General features: G+C 43.1%; 10 protein-coding genes and 1 riboswitch. Of the genes, 8 read left to right on the forward strand and 2 right to left on the reverse strand.

The window, feature by feature from the left end; all coding sequences use genetic code 11:
- The first annotated feature begins 54 nt into the window (after positions 1 to 54).
- Together LGO15_RS04350 and LGO15_RS04355 are read left to right on the forward strand one after the other, a co-directional pair.
- Complete coding sequence (locus tag LGO15_RS04350; protein ID WP_226086893.1) at positions 55 to 1,239, forward strand: HD-GYP domain-containing protein; 1,185 nt, start codon at positions 55 to 57, stop codon at positions 1,237 to 1,239.
- A 142-nt stretch (positions 1,240 to 1,381) separates the two neighbouring features.
- On the forward strand, positions 1,382 to 2,560 hold the full coding sequence (locus LGO15_RS04355) for a hypothetical protein (protein ID WP_226086894.1): 1,179 nt from the start codon (positions 1,382 to 1,384) through the stop codon (positions 2,558 to 2,560).
- 30 nt (positions 2,561 to 2,590) lie between these two features.
- Here the strand turns inward: LGO15_RS04355 and LGO15_RS04360 are convergent, their stop codons facing one another.
- Entirely contained in the window at positions 2,591 to 3,643 is a 1,053-nt protein-coding gene (locus tag LGO15_RS04360) for a M20 family metallopeptidase (protein ID WP_226086895.1), read from the reverse strand.
- 409 nt (positions 3,644 to 4,052) lie between these two features.
- On the opposite strand from LGO15_RS04360, the gene LGO15_RS04365 reads away from it, so the two are divergent.
- The 4 genes from LGO15_RS04365 to LGO15_RS24135 all read left to right on the forward strand — a co-directional run bounded on the left by LGO15_RS04365 (position 4,053) and on the right by LGO15_RS24135 (position 9,695).
- Positions 4,053 to 6,440 carry an immune inhibitor A domain-containing protein gene (locus LGO15_RS04365; RefSeq protein ID WP_226086896.1) on the forward strand — a complete coding sequence of 796 codons (2,388 nt, stop codon included), beginning with the start codon at positions 4,053 to 4,055 and terminating at the stop codon, positions 6,438 to 6,440.
- A 318-nt stretch (positions 6,441 to 6,758) separates the two neighbouring features.
- Positions 6,759 to 7,901, forward strand: coding sequence for a DEAD/DEAH box helicase (locus LGO15_RS04370; RefSeq protein ID WP_226086897.1), 1,143 nt, complete (start codon positions 6,759 to 6,761; stop codon positions 7,899 to 7,901).
- 147 nt (positions 7,902 to 8,048) lie between these two features.
- Positions 8,049 to 9,536 (forward strand): amidase family protein, encoded by a 1,488-nt coding sequence (locus LGO15_RS04375; protein ID WP_226086898.1) that lies wholly within the window; start codon positions 8,049 to 8,051, stop codon positions 9,534 to 9,536.
- A 24-nt stretch (positions 9,537 to 9,560) separates the two neighbouring features.
- Positions 9,561 to 9,695 (forward strand): hypothetical protein, encoded by a 135-nt coding sequence (locus LGO15_RS24135; protein ID WP_260983522.1) that lies wholly within the window; start codon positions 9,561 to 9,563, stop codon positions 9,693 to 9,695.
- Positions 9,696 to 10,023: 328 nt separating this feature from the next.
- On the opposite strand, the gene LGO15_RS04380 is transcribed toward LGO15_RS24135, so the two are convergent.
- A complete protein-coding gene (locus LGO15_RS04380) occupies positions 10,024 to 10,890 on the reverse strand; it encodes a YitT family protein (RefSeq protein WP_226086899.1) in 867 nt (288 codons plus the stop codon).
- Between the two features lie 180 nt (positions 10,891 to 11,070).
- Here LGO15_RS04380 and LGO15_RS04385 point away from each other — a divergent pair, with 180 nt between their 5' ends.
- Both LGO15_RS04385 and LGO15_RS04390 read left to right on the forward strand, forming a co-directional pair.
- Entirely contained in the window at positions 11,071 to 12,240 is a 1,170-nt protein-coding gene (locus LGO15_RS04385; protein WP_226086900.1) for a CBS domain-containing protein, read from the forward strand.
- A 147-nt stretch (positions 12,241 to 12,387) separates the two neighbouring features.
- Positions 12,388 to 12,491: riboswitch (SAM riboswitch) on the forward strand.
- 89 nt (positions 12,492 to 12,580) lie between these two features.
- Complete coding sequence (locus LGO15_RS04390; protein WP_226086901.1) at positions 12,581 to 13,726, forward strand: trans-sulfuration enzyme family protein; 1,146 nt, start codon at positions 12,581 to 12,583, stop codon at positions 13,724 to 13,726.
- Positions 13,727 to 13,766: the final 40 nt, after the last annotated feature.

The raw sequence follows: 13,766 nt of genomic DNA on the forward strand, positions 1-13,766 counted from the left end.
GCGATATGAAGAATAAACAATGTTCATTTATAGACAGAAAAACGAGGTATTAACATGCAAAATTCTTTCAAAGACCCTTCTTTGCATCTTGAGGAAAAAAGAGCAATAAAGTGGTTTATAACTTTATTCTATATTCTATTTGTTTCGTTCGAGATCTTTTACTATTATTTACACCCGAAATTTGTTTTGAATAGAGATATTTTGATTTTTGAAAATTCGAGGTATTACTATCACCTATTAATTTTTTTGTTATTACCACTAGTAATAGCGATGATTAAGAGGGGGAAGCTGTACATAGTAAAGTATCTTTTTTTTCTAGGAATCATTTTTATAACGATTCTCTATGATTCTGTTACATATTTAAACAGTGATTTAGTTTATAGCAGTGGCAATATTGTTGAAGTATTCATGATTTTATTTGCACCTATTTTTGTGAATACGCCCTTTTTTTGGACTGTCTCATTAGGGACGGTATTCAAATACTTATTTATTGGTCTTCTTCTTAAAACAACGGTGGTTTTCTTCCCTATTGCTGTGATTTTAGTTCTCTCCTTATTAGGATTTGCTATTTTAAAGAGATATCAAGGCTATCTTAATGCGATTAAAATCTCATATGATAATCAGCTTTCAGGGATTGTTAAAGGGGTAATAGCCACTATTGAACTAAAAGACCCATATACTAAAGGGCACAGTGAAAGGGTAGCTTATTATGCTAACTCACTTGCTGAAGCCACTGGAAGGTTTACAAAAGATGAACTTCGGTCTTTTACAAATGCATGTTTACTTCATGACATTGGAAAAGTGAATATCCCTGACTCGATACTTATGAAACCTGGAAAATTGTCAAAAGAAGAATATGAAATTATAAAGACACATCCAGAAGTAGGTGCTGAGGCTATAACTAAAGTGCATGGATTAGGAGACACACTCGAAATTATAAAATCTCACCATGAAAGATGGGACGGCAAAGGGTACCCAGAACAGCTTAAAGCTAACAAAATTCCTTATCTGGCTCGCATAGTTTCTATTGCAGATGCATTCGATGCAATGACATCATCCCGCTCTTACAGAGCCGCCATGTCTGTTGAAGAAGCTTTTAATAGAATAATTGAAGGCCAAGGCACACAATTCGACCCGGAATTAGTTGGGAAATTTAAAGAGGTTTACCCAGAGTGGACTACATTCCATAAGAATTATAAATGGAATCATGATCTTCCTGTTAATAATTATATTGGTTGAGAGGAGGTGACCATCGTGAAAGTTCGTAAACTGAAAAAAATCAAAACGACTTGCTGGTGGTGTGCTTTTATAACGATATGATTATAAAAAGGGATGTAAGTCAGTTAAGCATCCCTTTCTATTCTCTAGATAAGGTGAAGGTATGAATATTACCTATGAAAGCCAAATTGTATTAAAACAATTGATTATTCAAAGGGATGCAAAATATTATATCGTAGAAGACGTATTGAATGGCGATTTTTACGAAATGCCAGAAGTATGTATTCACGCCATCGAGCTGATTAATCAAGAAAAGCCACTTGATGTTGTGGAAAAAGCTTTGGTTGTTAGATATCCAGATGAAGATATAGATATATTGAAGTTTGTCTCTCAACTCCTGGAACTCAACTTAATTAGCGAGTTAGATGGAGAAGAAATGTCGAGTAGTTCAGTGCACAAAAAACATTCCGGCTTCTCCGGGATTCCAGAATCCCTAGGCCGCTTCTTCTTCAACACTTTCAGTTCAAAGCTTTATATTCTTTTATTCATAGTAAGCACAATTTTGATTTTGTTTAATTTGAATCTATTCCCGCGCTACTCGGATCTATTTGCTTTTGACCTGATGTTCCAAAATGTTGTGGCGTTTCTAGGGATCAGCTTCTTCCTTGTGATTCTACACGAATTCGGCCATGTGCTAGCGGTCCGCTCTGAAGGTTTACCGGCAAAAATAGAAGTTGGGCACCGCCTGTTTTTTGTGGTGTTGGAGACGGATATGTCCCAAGTTTGGAAATTGGTGGCTGAAAAGCGCAATAAGTTATTTCTTGCTGGGATGTATTTTGATATCTTGGTATTGTTTCTGGCATTGGTTGCCCAGGTTTTTGTGAGCGAGGATACTATCATAATGGGTCTTTTAAAATTAATCGTACTGAACACTTTCATTCGTCTAGTTTTTCAAGCTGCCGTATTCATGAAAACGGACCTATACTATGTCCTTGAAAACAAAACTGGCTGCTACAATCTAATGGAAAACGGCCGAAACTTCTTAGCGAAATGGCTGCCATTTCTAGGGGTGCCAGAAACAGAAACATTCGTTGGGGAAGAGAGGGTCGTTCGCAGATACGCCTATTTCTACCTTGCAGGCATCCTGCTCACACTTTTTATCACCGCTTACTACTACATTCCACAAATGATGTTCGCTGTGAATGAAATCATGCTGCCAGGATTCTTGGAACCAATCAGCAGCATTCGTTTTTGGGATTCGGTTGTCTTTTTGCTGCAAATTGTTTTGGTTTTAGGATTATTGCTATATTCTTGGTCAAAGAAATATCGTTTTAGCAGTTAAAAAGACAGCCGAGTGGCTGTCTTTTAATTTTTAATACGATTTCACGTAATCGATTAAAATCTCTTTATACTTTTCAAGCGATTCCAGCTCGACAAATTCGTCATCGCCATGCCAGTTTGCTCCGCTCGGCCCGAACTCAATTGCCGGGATTCCGTGTGCTGCATAATACTGGGTATCGGCTGCTCCGTGCTGGCCGAACATCACTGCTTCACCGGCAACATGCTTTTCCAAAACTGGTTTCAACTGAGTGATAAATGAATCATCCCGCTTTGTCGCCACAGGGATTCCTTTAAGGCTGACGGTAACTTTACCATCTGAGATGCTTTCAATTTGCTGCACAATCACATCGGCGTCCTGTCCAGGAAGGTAGCGGATATCCAGAGACATGACACAGTGATCAGGAACCTTGTTAAAAACTTCACCGCCCGAGATGATCGCTAGATTAATAGAGGGTGACCGATAAAACTCTGAGCTTTCTTTTGTAAAAGGCAACTCCAGCAGCTTTTCATAAATTTGATAGGCTTTGACAATCGCGTTTTCACCTTCCCAAGGCCTGCTGCCGTGAGCGGATTTTCCAGTAACCTCTACTTCGATTCTCAAAACACCCTTTGCCTGCAGGGCGATGCCTAGCTGGGTCGGTTCAGAGGCAATCACAAAGTCACCGCGATAACCATTTTCCACAAGATAACCGGTACAATTCATCCCGCCAATTTCTTCGTCGGAAACGATCTGCAGCTGGATTTTCACCCCGATTTTTTGATTGCGCAACTCCTTCATTGCAATCATCATCGCGGCAACGCCCGCTTTCATATCAGCCGCACCTCTGGCGTAGATCCGGCCATTCTTTTCAACAGGGACGAACTGTTCCTTTTTCCCGCTAACAACGTCTACATGGCCATTCCAAACGATTGTTTTATCCCCCTCGCCAATCTCGCAGACCAGCATTTTGTATCCATTATTTTCAATCAAACTAGGCTGCAATTCGTGCTCAATCAGCCACTGTCTGCAAAACTCAACCGCCTGATTGGCCCCTTCCTTTGTGGAGCTGTCAATCAAGATCAATTCTTTCAATAATTCCTTCATCGTACATGCACTCCTTGAAAAGGTTCTACAATACATTACCACTAGCAATCGAGTTCAATCATTAATGTAAATAGTACCAATCAAATTTAGTTCGTACATTATTTTTTTAAAAAAATCCCCTGTATTCTGCTAGTTCCTTCGAATCAAATTTAGAGACCCGAAGGAATTTTCCCAATAGAAAGGTTTATTAAAATAGTTTTAAATACCCTTCTTTTTGAGATAAAAACAGGATGATAGACTCAGTTTATTTTTAATAAAGGGTGATTTTGTTAAAAAGGGTGTAATTTTATAGGAAAATATTATTATATTATAAAAATTTACAATATTTAAAAACCTTGCTACAATTCCAATCAGAGTCTTCAGAAAATATGAAAATTCGAAACTTAGAATATAGCAGGGGGTTATCTTTTTGAAGAAGAAAAATTCTTTAAAGGTTCTTTCTAGTGTGGCAGCTAGTGCTGTCTTCGCATCAACATTGTTTGCTGGATCATTTGCAGGTTCTCCGGTAGCAACTAAGTCTGTGGAAGCTTCTACAGCGCCGGTATCAGCGCCGATCGACCTGAACATCGTTGACCAGGATCGCCTGGCAAAAGCATTGCAGGAGCGTGGCCTGATTGCAAAAGGTGCTTCACAGGAAGAAGTCAACAAAGCGGTAACAGACTATATCAAGAAGAAGCAGGGTAGTAAAGCGGGCAAGGCTGACAAGCACACTGCTGAAGATGAAATGACCAAGAAGTCCAAGGACTTTTTGACAAAGCAGAAGGACAAGCTGACAAAACAGCTTGAAAAAGGCCATGACAATTATAAAAAAGGAAAGCCAACAGGTTACGCGAAAGTGGATCCTGCGAAACAGGCACCTTACAATGGCGAAGTCAGGGAGGACAAGGTTCTTGTTCTTTTAGCGGAATTCGCAGACTTCAAGCACAATAACATCGAACAAGAAGAAGGCTATATGTATTCCGACGACTTCAGCCGCGAGCACTACGAAAAAATGCTTTTCGGTGATGAAGAGTTCACATTATTCAATGGTGAAAAGGTCCAGACGTTCAAGCAGTACTATGAAGAGCAGTCTGGTGGCAGCTACACAGTTGACGGACATGTCACTGATTGGGTGACAGTACCTGGAAATGCAGCTGACTATGGTGATGACGATCCAGAAGGCGGGCATGACAACTTGAATCCAAAAGGACCGCGTGATTTTGTAAAGGATGCATTAAAAGCAGCGGTTGAGGGCGGACTTGATCTATCTGAGTTCGACCAGTTTGACCTTTACGACCTGGATGGCGACGGAAACCAAAATGAGCCGGACGGACTTGTTGACCACTTGATGGTCCTTCATGCTGGTGTCGGCCAGGAAGCTGGCGGGGGAGCACTTGGTGACGATGCAATCTGGTCACACCGTTGGGTATTGGATGGAGTTCATAGAGTTCCTGGCACTGAAGGAACTGCTCAAGTACCATACTGGGGCGGATCGATGGCTGCATACGATTACACAATCGAGCCTGAAGATGGAGCGGTTGGTGTATTCGCACACGAATTCGGACATGACCTAGGTCTTCCAGATGAGTATGACACACAGTACACTGGACAAGGCGAGCCTGTTGCATCATGGTCAATCATGAGCGGCGGCAGCTGGAATGGAGCAGTAGCAGGAACAGAGCCTACAAGCTTCTCTCCACAGAACAAAGAGTACTTCCAAAAGATCATGGGCGGCAACTGGGCAAACATTACAGAAGTTAACTACGACGAAATTGATGGAAAAGGTTTGACAGCAGTCATCGACCAGAGCGTCACGAAGTCAAAGAATAACGGTATCGTAAAAGTGAACCTTCCTAAGAAAAAGGTAGAAGGCATCAAGCCAGCTTTCGGTGAAAAATATTACTACAGCACAAAAGGCGATGACCTGCACACTGCATTGGAAACACCTGTGTTCGACCTGACAGCTGCAACTGAAGCGGTATTCAATTACAAAACATTCTTTGAAGTTGAATACGATTATGACTATGTATTTGTAAATGCAGTAACAGAAGATGGCACAGAAGTTGAGCTAGACGTTATTGGTGATGAAAACACGGCTGGCGGCATGGAAACTACTCAAGGCGAATGGAAAGATAAGTCTTATGACTTAAGCCAGTTCGCAGGCCAGAAAGTGAAGCTTGTGTTTGAATATGTAACAGACGGAGGTCTTGCTCCGGAAGGTTTCGCAATGGACAACCTCAGCCTGACTGTTGACGGCACAGAAGTATTTGCTGATGATGCAGAAGGCACTCAGCAAGTGACTCTTGATGGATTTATCTCAACAAACGGTCTGTTTGATAAAGACCACTACTACTACCTTGAGTGGAGAAACTACGCTGGTGCTGACAAAGGATTGATTGAAGGCCGCGGCGTGAAGTACAACACTGGTTTGGTTGTTTGGTACGGTGACGACAGCTTCACTGATAACTGGGTAGGTGTTCACCCAGGTGAAGGCTTCATCGGTGTTGTTGACTCTCACCCAGAAGCAATCGTCGGTGAGTTGAATGGAGAGGATTCTGTCAAGAGCAGCACGCGTTACCAAATTGCTGACGCAGCATTCTCATTAGACAAGGCACCTGCCTGGACTGTTGATTCACCATCTCGTGGAGTGTTCGAATACGAAGGACTTCCAGGTGTGACAACGTTTGATGATTCTAAAAAGTATATCAACGAATTGATTCCGGATGCAGGCAAAAAGCTGCCTAACTACGGATTAAAGTTCCAAGTCATCGGTGAAGCGAAGGATAACTCTGCTGGCGCAGTTTGGATCCGTAAATAAGTTTGAATCAAGAGACATCGGGCGGTAACTCGTCCGATGTCTTTTTTATGAATTGGAAAAAATCGTTCAGAATTTCCAAGTCGCCAATAAGATCGGATTTTCGCCAATAAAGTTGTGAAAATCGCCAATAAAATCAAGTTTTCGCCAATAAAATTGTGAACTTCGCCAATAAAAAAACAAAATCGCCAATAAAACGGATTCGAGCAAAAAACTATCACAAATAAAAGGTGCAAAACGCTAATTTTCTAGGGAATACTGGACTTATAATCATGTTTTAGCTAGTATCAATACTAGAATGTTTAACTGAAGGAGAAAATCATGTCTGAAACTCAACAAATTATTGCACAACTACAACCGTTCCTGCAGCAGGCCTGGGAGAAGGCTGGATTCGAGACGATGACTTCTGTCCAGACGACAGCCATTCCTCTAATTATAGAAGGAAAAGATGTTGTCGGAGAATCACCGACTGGTACTGGTAAAACTTTGGCGTACCTACTTCCTGTTTTAAATAAAATCGACCCTAAAATGCAGAATACACAGGCTGTCATTCTGGCTTCGTCACAGGAGCTTGTCATGCAGATCCTGTCCGAAATCCAGAAATGGGGAGAAGGCAGCGGCATCAAATCGGCAAGCCTGATCGGTGGTGCGAATCTGAAGCGCCAGATCGACAAGCTGAAAAAGAGCCCGCATATCATCGTAGGGACTCCTGGCCGGACAAATGAACTAATCAAGCAAAAAAAGCTGAAAATGCATAAGGTCCATACCGTCGTCCTTGATGAAGGCGACCAGCTTCTTACCCCGGAGCACAATGAAACGGTTAAAAGCATTGTCAAAGCGACACTTGCTGATCAAAGACAGCTTCTGTTATTTTCAGCAACTCTACCAGAGACTGTTGAAAAATCGATCAAGAGATTGGCGAAGGATCCGGAGATTATCAATGTAAAGAGGGACGAAACGATCGATGCTGCAAAAGTTGAGCATATTTATTTCCTCAGCGAGCAGCGTGACAAAATCAAAGTCCTTGAGAAGATTGCCCGTTTGGATGGAACGAAGTCACTTGTTTTTATCAAGGACATTCCAAACCTGATCATCGCCGCTGAAAAATTGAAGTTCAAGGACATCCACGTTGGCCAGCTGCACAGTGAGCTCAACAAGCAAGATCGTCAGCGATACTTGAACAAGTTCCGCGATGGCAACAGCGAAATGCTGCTTGTGACTGAAGTCGCAGCTCGTGGCTTAGATATCAAAGGTGTCACTCACGTTGTCCACTATGACTTGCCAAGGGAGCATGATCAATATATCCACCGCTCCGGGCGTACAGGCCGTTTTGGCGCAGAGGGAACCGTCATCTCAATCGTCAACGAACGTGAAGAACGCGATTTGAAAAGATTCTGCAATGCCCTTAATATCACGCCGGTGCAAAAAGAATTTTACGGCGGAAAAATCGTCGACCCTGAATAACAACTATCCAAGCTATAGGATCTTTTCCTATAGCTTTTTTCCTGTGAATAAAGGAGTTTTCAGGAAGACATCAGAATATATATTCCATAGTTTAATTTTTGAAGGCTCTGTAAAAGAGGTTGCCTTTTTGAAAGGGGATGGTTGAACGTGAAAAATCCACATTTAAATACATTGATGGAAGAGTGGCTGCCGGAAGCGACGATTGATGAAATGCAGGAGAAAATGGAGAAGGGAGAGCTGTCTTCACATGACCTAGTCATGATGTATCAGGCTCGTATCGCCGCTTTTGATACAATAACCAACTCTGTGCTTGAACTCAATCCTGATGCTCTGCACATCGCGGCTTCCTTGGACGCTGAACGAAAACAGAAAGGTCCAAGAGGCCCTTTGCACGGCATTCCGGTCCTGGTAAAAGATAATATTGATACCAATGATAAAATGCATACAAGTGCTGGATCGCTCGCATTGAAGGACTCTTTTGCCCAAAAAGATTCCTTTGTCGCGGCAAGGCTCAGGGAAGCTGGTGCTGTCATCCTTGGTAAAACGAATATGACCGAGTGGGCAAATTTCATGGCAAATGGCATGAAGAGCGGCTACAGTTCGCGCGGAGGCCAGGTACTGAATCCGTACGGTCCCGGGAAATTTGATGTTGGCGGCTCAAGTGCTGGCTCCGGCGCTTCAATTGCCGCTAACTTGGCTGCAGTTGCCGTCGGAACGGAAACGGATGGCTCTATTTTGAACCCAGCTTCGCAAAATTCATTGGTAGGCATCAAGCCGACAGTCGGCCTTGTCAGCCGCAGCGGCATCATCCCGATTGCCCACACTCAGGATACCGCCGGTCCGATGGCAAGAATTGTGAAGGACGCCGTTTACCTTTTAGAAGCGATTGCTGGACAGGATCCGCAAGACCCGGCAACGATGGTCAATTTACCACAGTTCAATCATGACTCTCTTTTCGATGAAAAAGCATTAAATGGAGCGAAAATTGCTGTTGTAAGAGAAGAGTATATTGGCAAGTGGACTCAAGAACAGGAGCAAATTTTTCAAAAAGCGGTTGAGAAATTGAAAGAACTGGGTGCCGAGGTAGTTGAAGCAGAGGTACCAGCAGCGAAGGCGACCTGGGGTTATAAGGTTTTGAGCTATGAATTTAAAGCGGACCTGAATGCTTATCTGAACGGTCTTGCACCGAATGTACCGGTCAGGACGCTTGCTGACGTGATTGCTTTCAATAATGAGCATGGTGAAAAAATGCTGAAGTATGGCCAGGAAGTGCTGCTTGAGTCGGAAAAAACAAGCGGGACCCTGACCGAGGCTGAGTACCTCGAAGAACTTGAATACAATCTTTATATGGCAAGGGAGCAGGGAATTGACTATGCATTGAAAGAATATGATGCTGATGCGGTGCTTTTCCCGATGGATGGCTCAACGATCGGTTCTAAAGCAGGATACCCATCCGTTACAGTCCCAACTGCTTTCACAGAAGAAGGAGAGCCGGTCGGCATCACCTTCTCGGGTACGGCCTTCAGCGAACCATTGCTGATTAAACTCGCCTATGCATACGAGCAGGCAACCAAGGTGCGCCGGGCGCCTGAACTTGGAATAAACGCCGAGGAAAAAATCCATACTACTTCATGAATCCATCAAAAGGAGCGAGGTAGAATGGGCAAACAAAAGCTAGGCAACGGAAACGCCCAGCGCAACAACAACAAGAAAAAGGGCAACAATACTCCTGAAGAACTAGTAGAATTCACAACTGGCCAGAAAGAAAAGAAATTCAACAATCCGATTGATTAACAGCAAAGTGCCCCGGCGATTCTTCGCCAGGGCACTTTTTACATTGAAAATCGATAAAATCACATCAAATATTGGTGGAAATACTAACAATTGCATGAGAAACACTCGTAGACAAAGACTAATCAAGAACTTATTGGCGAAAAAATAAATTATGCGACGACATTTGAAGATATTTCGACCACATTTCGAAATATATTGGCGGATTTTTAATTATTTTGACCACATTTTAAGATATATCGACCACATTTTAAGATATATCGACCACTTTTAAGGATATATCGACCACATTTCAGATTTTATCGACCAACCGCTCATCCATCATGTTTAATCAATGCCCGCCGCTCTTATCAAAGTTGCTTCCGGAAACATCAGCGACATTTTCAATCGCGACTAAAGCATTCGGATCAATATCATCGACAACGGAGCGCAGTGTGGATAATTCAATCCGGCTGACGATGGTGTAGATGATTTTCTTAGGCTCACTTGAAAAAACGCCCTGGCCCTGGATGTAGGTCATGCCTCGGCCTAATTGCTTAAGCAAGGCTTCGGCAATTTCTTCAGGAACATCGGAAATGATCGTGACGGATTTTAGCTCTTCCATGCCCTCGACGACGACATCGATCATCTTGAAGGCGATGAAATAGGTGATGATAGAGTACATGGCTGTTTCCCAGCTGAACACGAGCAGGGCGGCTAAAATGAAGATGAATAGGTTCATGATCATGACGATTTGTCCGACAGAGACGGTGCGCTTTTTGCTGACAAGGATTGCGATGATTTCCGTTCCGTCCAGTGCTCCGCCTGCGCGGATGACCAAACCGACACCTGTACCTAAGATAACTGCGCCGATGATCGTTGCCAAAAACAAATCATCCGTAACTGGTTCAAAGTGATGTAAATAAGCGGTCGCGCCTGATAAAATGATGACTCCATACAAAGTGCGAAGCGTGAATTTCAATCCCATCCTCCGATATCCGATATACAGGAATGGGAGGTTGAACACAATCAGGAAAATACTCATCGAAATGTTCGTCAGTTCTGCTGCGATGATGGAAAGCCCGATGACCCCTCCATCAAGAATCGCATTAGGAACCAGGAACAGGTCGAGCCCAAAAGCCGCGATAATCGCCCCAATTGTAATAGTCACAAGCTGTGTGACCTCTTTGACTACCCTTTTTTTCTTCGTTGCTGCCACTGAATATCAATCCCTTTTCTATAAAAAATAAACATCTATGAATTAGTAATGTATGTACTATACTTATTGTATCAAACTTAAAGTTCATCTGGAATTTTTACATTATATATCCATGATTAGTAAAAGTGGTAAATGGGGTAAGGAGAAGGGGAAGTTATTTGAAATTACGGAGGGGCTATCTTGGTTAAAAATACTCAGAATAAACATAGATCCAATCATCAGTCAGGTTCAAAAAAACAGGCTGGGAAAAATAAAAAGTCATATCTTCGTACAAATCCTAAGCAGCAAGTGTCAGATGAAAATAGGCTGAAGCGAGTTGATGAAAAGGAACAAAAGCACCCTGGTAAAAAAGACAACGAAAGTGCGGATTCATCCAATTCAGCTGGAAAAGGAAACGGCAACTCGCCGTCAAAAGCTAAATCAGACAACAAGCAGACCAGCCGCGGGAAGAGTTCCTCATCTGAAGAACAATTAAAAAACAGTAATGGTAACTCATCCTCCAATCAATCCAAAAGCAAAAACGGTAATGGGAAACCATCTTCTCAACAATCCAATAATGGGAATGGGAAAAAGCGTGGAAATGATGATGGAAGGAATCCCGAATCAGGCACCAATGCTTCTGAGGAGCATGAGGTAAAACATAAGGAGCAATCCGGAAAGTTCGAGACAGCTTTTAACAGGATTCATAAAGCGTTGAAAGAAATGGTGAAGGGAACGGACAGTGATGCGTTTGTCGAGCTGCTGTATTCAGGCTATAAAAATCATTCATTAGTGCGTAAATATAAAAGTGAGCTTCATCAGTTTGCGAAGCTTCGCAATGCGATTGTCCATGAGCGGGTGAACGCGGATTATTATATCGCCGAGCCTCATATCGAAGTGGTTGAACGGATCGAGGAGATATGCAGGGAGTTCGAGAAGCCGCAGACAGCGTTATCGATCGCGACCAGCCCTGTGTTTTATTATTATGAAGATGCGTATCTTAAAGATGTTCTAAAGGTGATCAATAAGTTTGATTTCACAAGATTCCCTGTCTATGACAAGGATGATAAATATATTGCCTTGCTGACTTCAACGGAAATCATCCAGTGGATGGCGAAGCATTTTTCAGATAGCGTCGTGCATTTTGAGGACGTGAGGGTCAAAGAGCTTTTGACGAAGGGGAAAAATTACTTTGTGACCTTTGTCGATGAGGATGCATCTTTGTATCATATTGAAGAGTTATTTGAGCGTTACCATACAAGAGGGAAAAAACTGCAGGCCGTCATCATCACGGAAACCGGTGACCGGCACGGGAAGCCAATTGGCGTGATCACGCCGTGGGACTTGCTTGACAGCGATCCGGAAGATTGATTAGCTGAGTGCAACTGAAACGCAAGGGTTAAGCATACAATGTCAGTGGTTAATCCATCAGACACACTGTGTGAACCCTCATTGACGGAAAGCCGGCGATGCTGGTATACTTCAGCTATTAAAAAATTATTTTCAAACTCGAAATAACTCTTATCCAGAGCGGCGGAGGGACAGGCCCTTTGAAGCGCGGCTACCTCATCTTTTTAGATGAAAAGTGCTGAGTCCTGAAGATTGCAGTCTGAAGATAAGAGAGGCTGATTGAACTTAACCTCTCCTAAATGGAGAGGTTTTTTTATAATGTTTTACCATACGACTACGAATTCTAAAAGCAGGTGACAAGATGGCTAAAAAGTTTGAAACAGAAGTATTGCATTCAGTACATACGAAGCAACAGGGTATTAAAAGCAAGGCTACCCCGATTTATCAGACGTCAGCTTTTACATTCAATGATCTTGATGAGCTGGAGGGCTTTTATCAGGGAGAAGGGAATTATTTGTATTCCAGGGTTGGCAACCCGAATACGGATGAACTGGGTCAAGCTGTAGCAGCGCTTGAGTATGCAGAAGATGGAGTGGCGGCTTCATCAGGGCTGGCTGCCATTTTAGCGGGTGTCCTGGCAGTGGTGAAAAGCGGTGACCATATTGTGGCGGCTGATGATGTTTATGGCGGGAGTTTCCATATGCTGAAGGCTGAGCTGGAACGCTTTGGAATCGAGACGACTTTTGTAGCGTTTGCGGATTTGCAAAATGTAGAACAGGCAATCCGACCGAATACGAAGCTTCTATATACTGAGTCCATCACAAATCCGCTTCTTCGTGTGGAAAAATTGGAGGAGGTCATCTCGCTTGCCAAGCAAAGAAATCTCATTGTTTTGGTGGATAATACATTCGCTACGCCGCTGCATGTCCGCCCGTTCACACTCGGAGCTGAACTGGTTGTCCACAGTGCGACCAAATACATTGGCGGCCACAGTGATGTCACATCGGGTGTAGTCGTTGGCAAGAAGGAACTGATTGCGGAAGCACGCGCAAGAATCGTGAACCTCGGTGCGAACCTCAGTCCGTTTGAAGCGTGGCTCACCTGCAGGGGACTGAAAACCCTTGGGTTGAGGATGAAGGCTCAATCAGAGAATGCCAGAAAGCTGGCTGACAGTCTGAAAGAAAATAAGAATGTCGCAAAGGTTTATTATCCATTCACTGAAGGTGAAAAAGGATTCGGTGCCATCGTAAGTATTGAACTCGCAGAACATGTGGATGCAGATCAATTTTTCAAATCGCTAGGTTGGGTTAAAATTGTACCAACACTTGCGGGAGTCGAAACGACTGTCTCCCATCCACTGAAAACTTCCCATCGCGCGCTGCCGCCGGAGGCACAGGCAGAGCTTGGAATCACGTATCGACTAGTCAGGATTTCAGTTGGAATCGAAAATAGCGAGGATATCATTCAGCAATTTGAATCAGCACTGTCTGCGGCAGTTGAAAAATAACATGAGCTCCATATAATGTTGATAATAGGCTATGTAAATG

It is taken from the genome of Mesobacillus sp. S13 (assembly GCF_020422885.1).
GTDB lineage: Bacteria > Bacillota > Bacilli > Bacillales > Cytobacillaceae > Mesobacillus > Mesobacillus selenatarsenatis_A.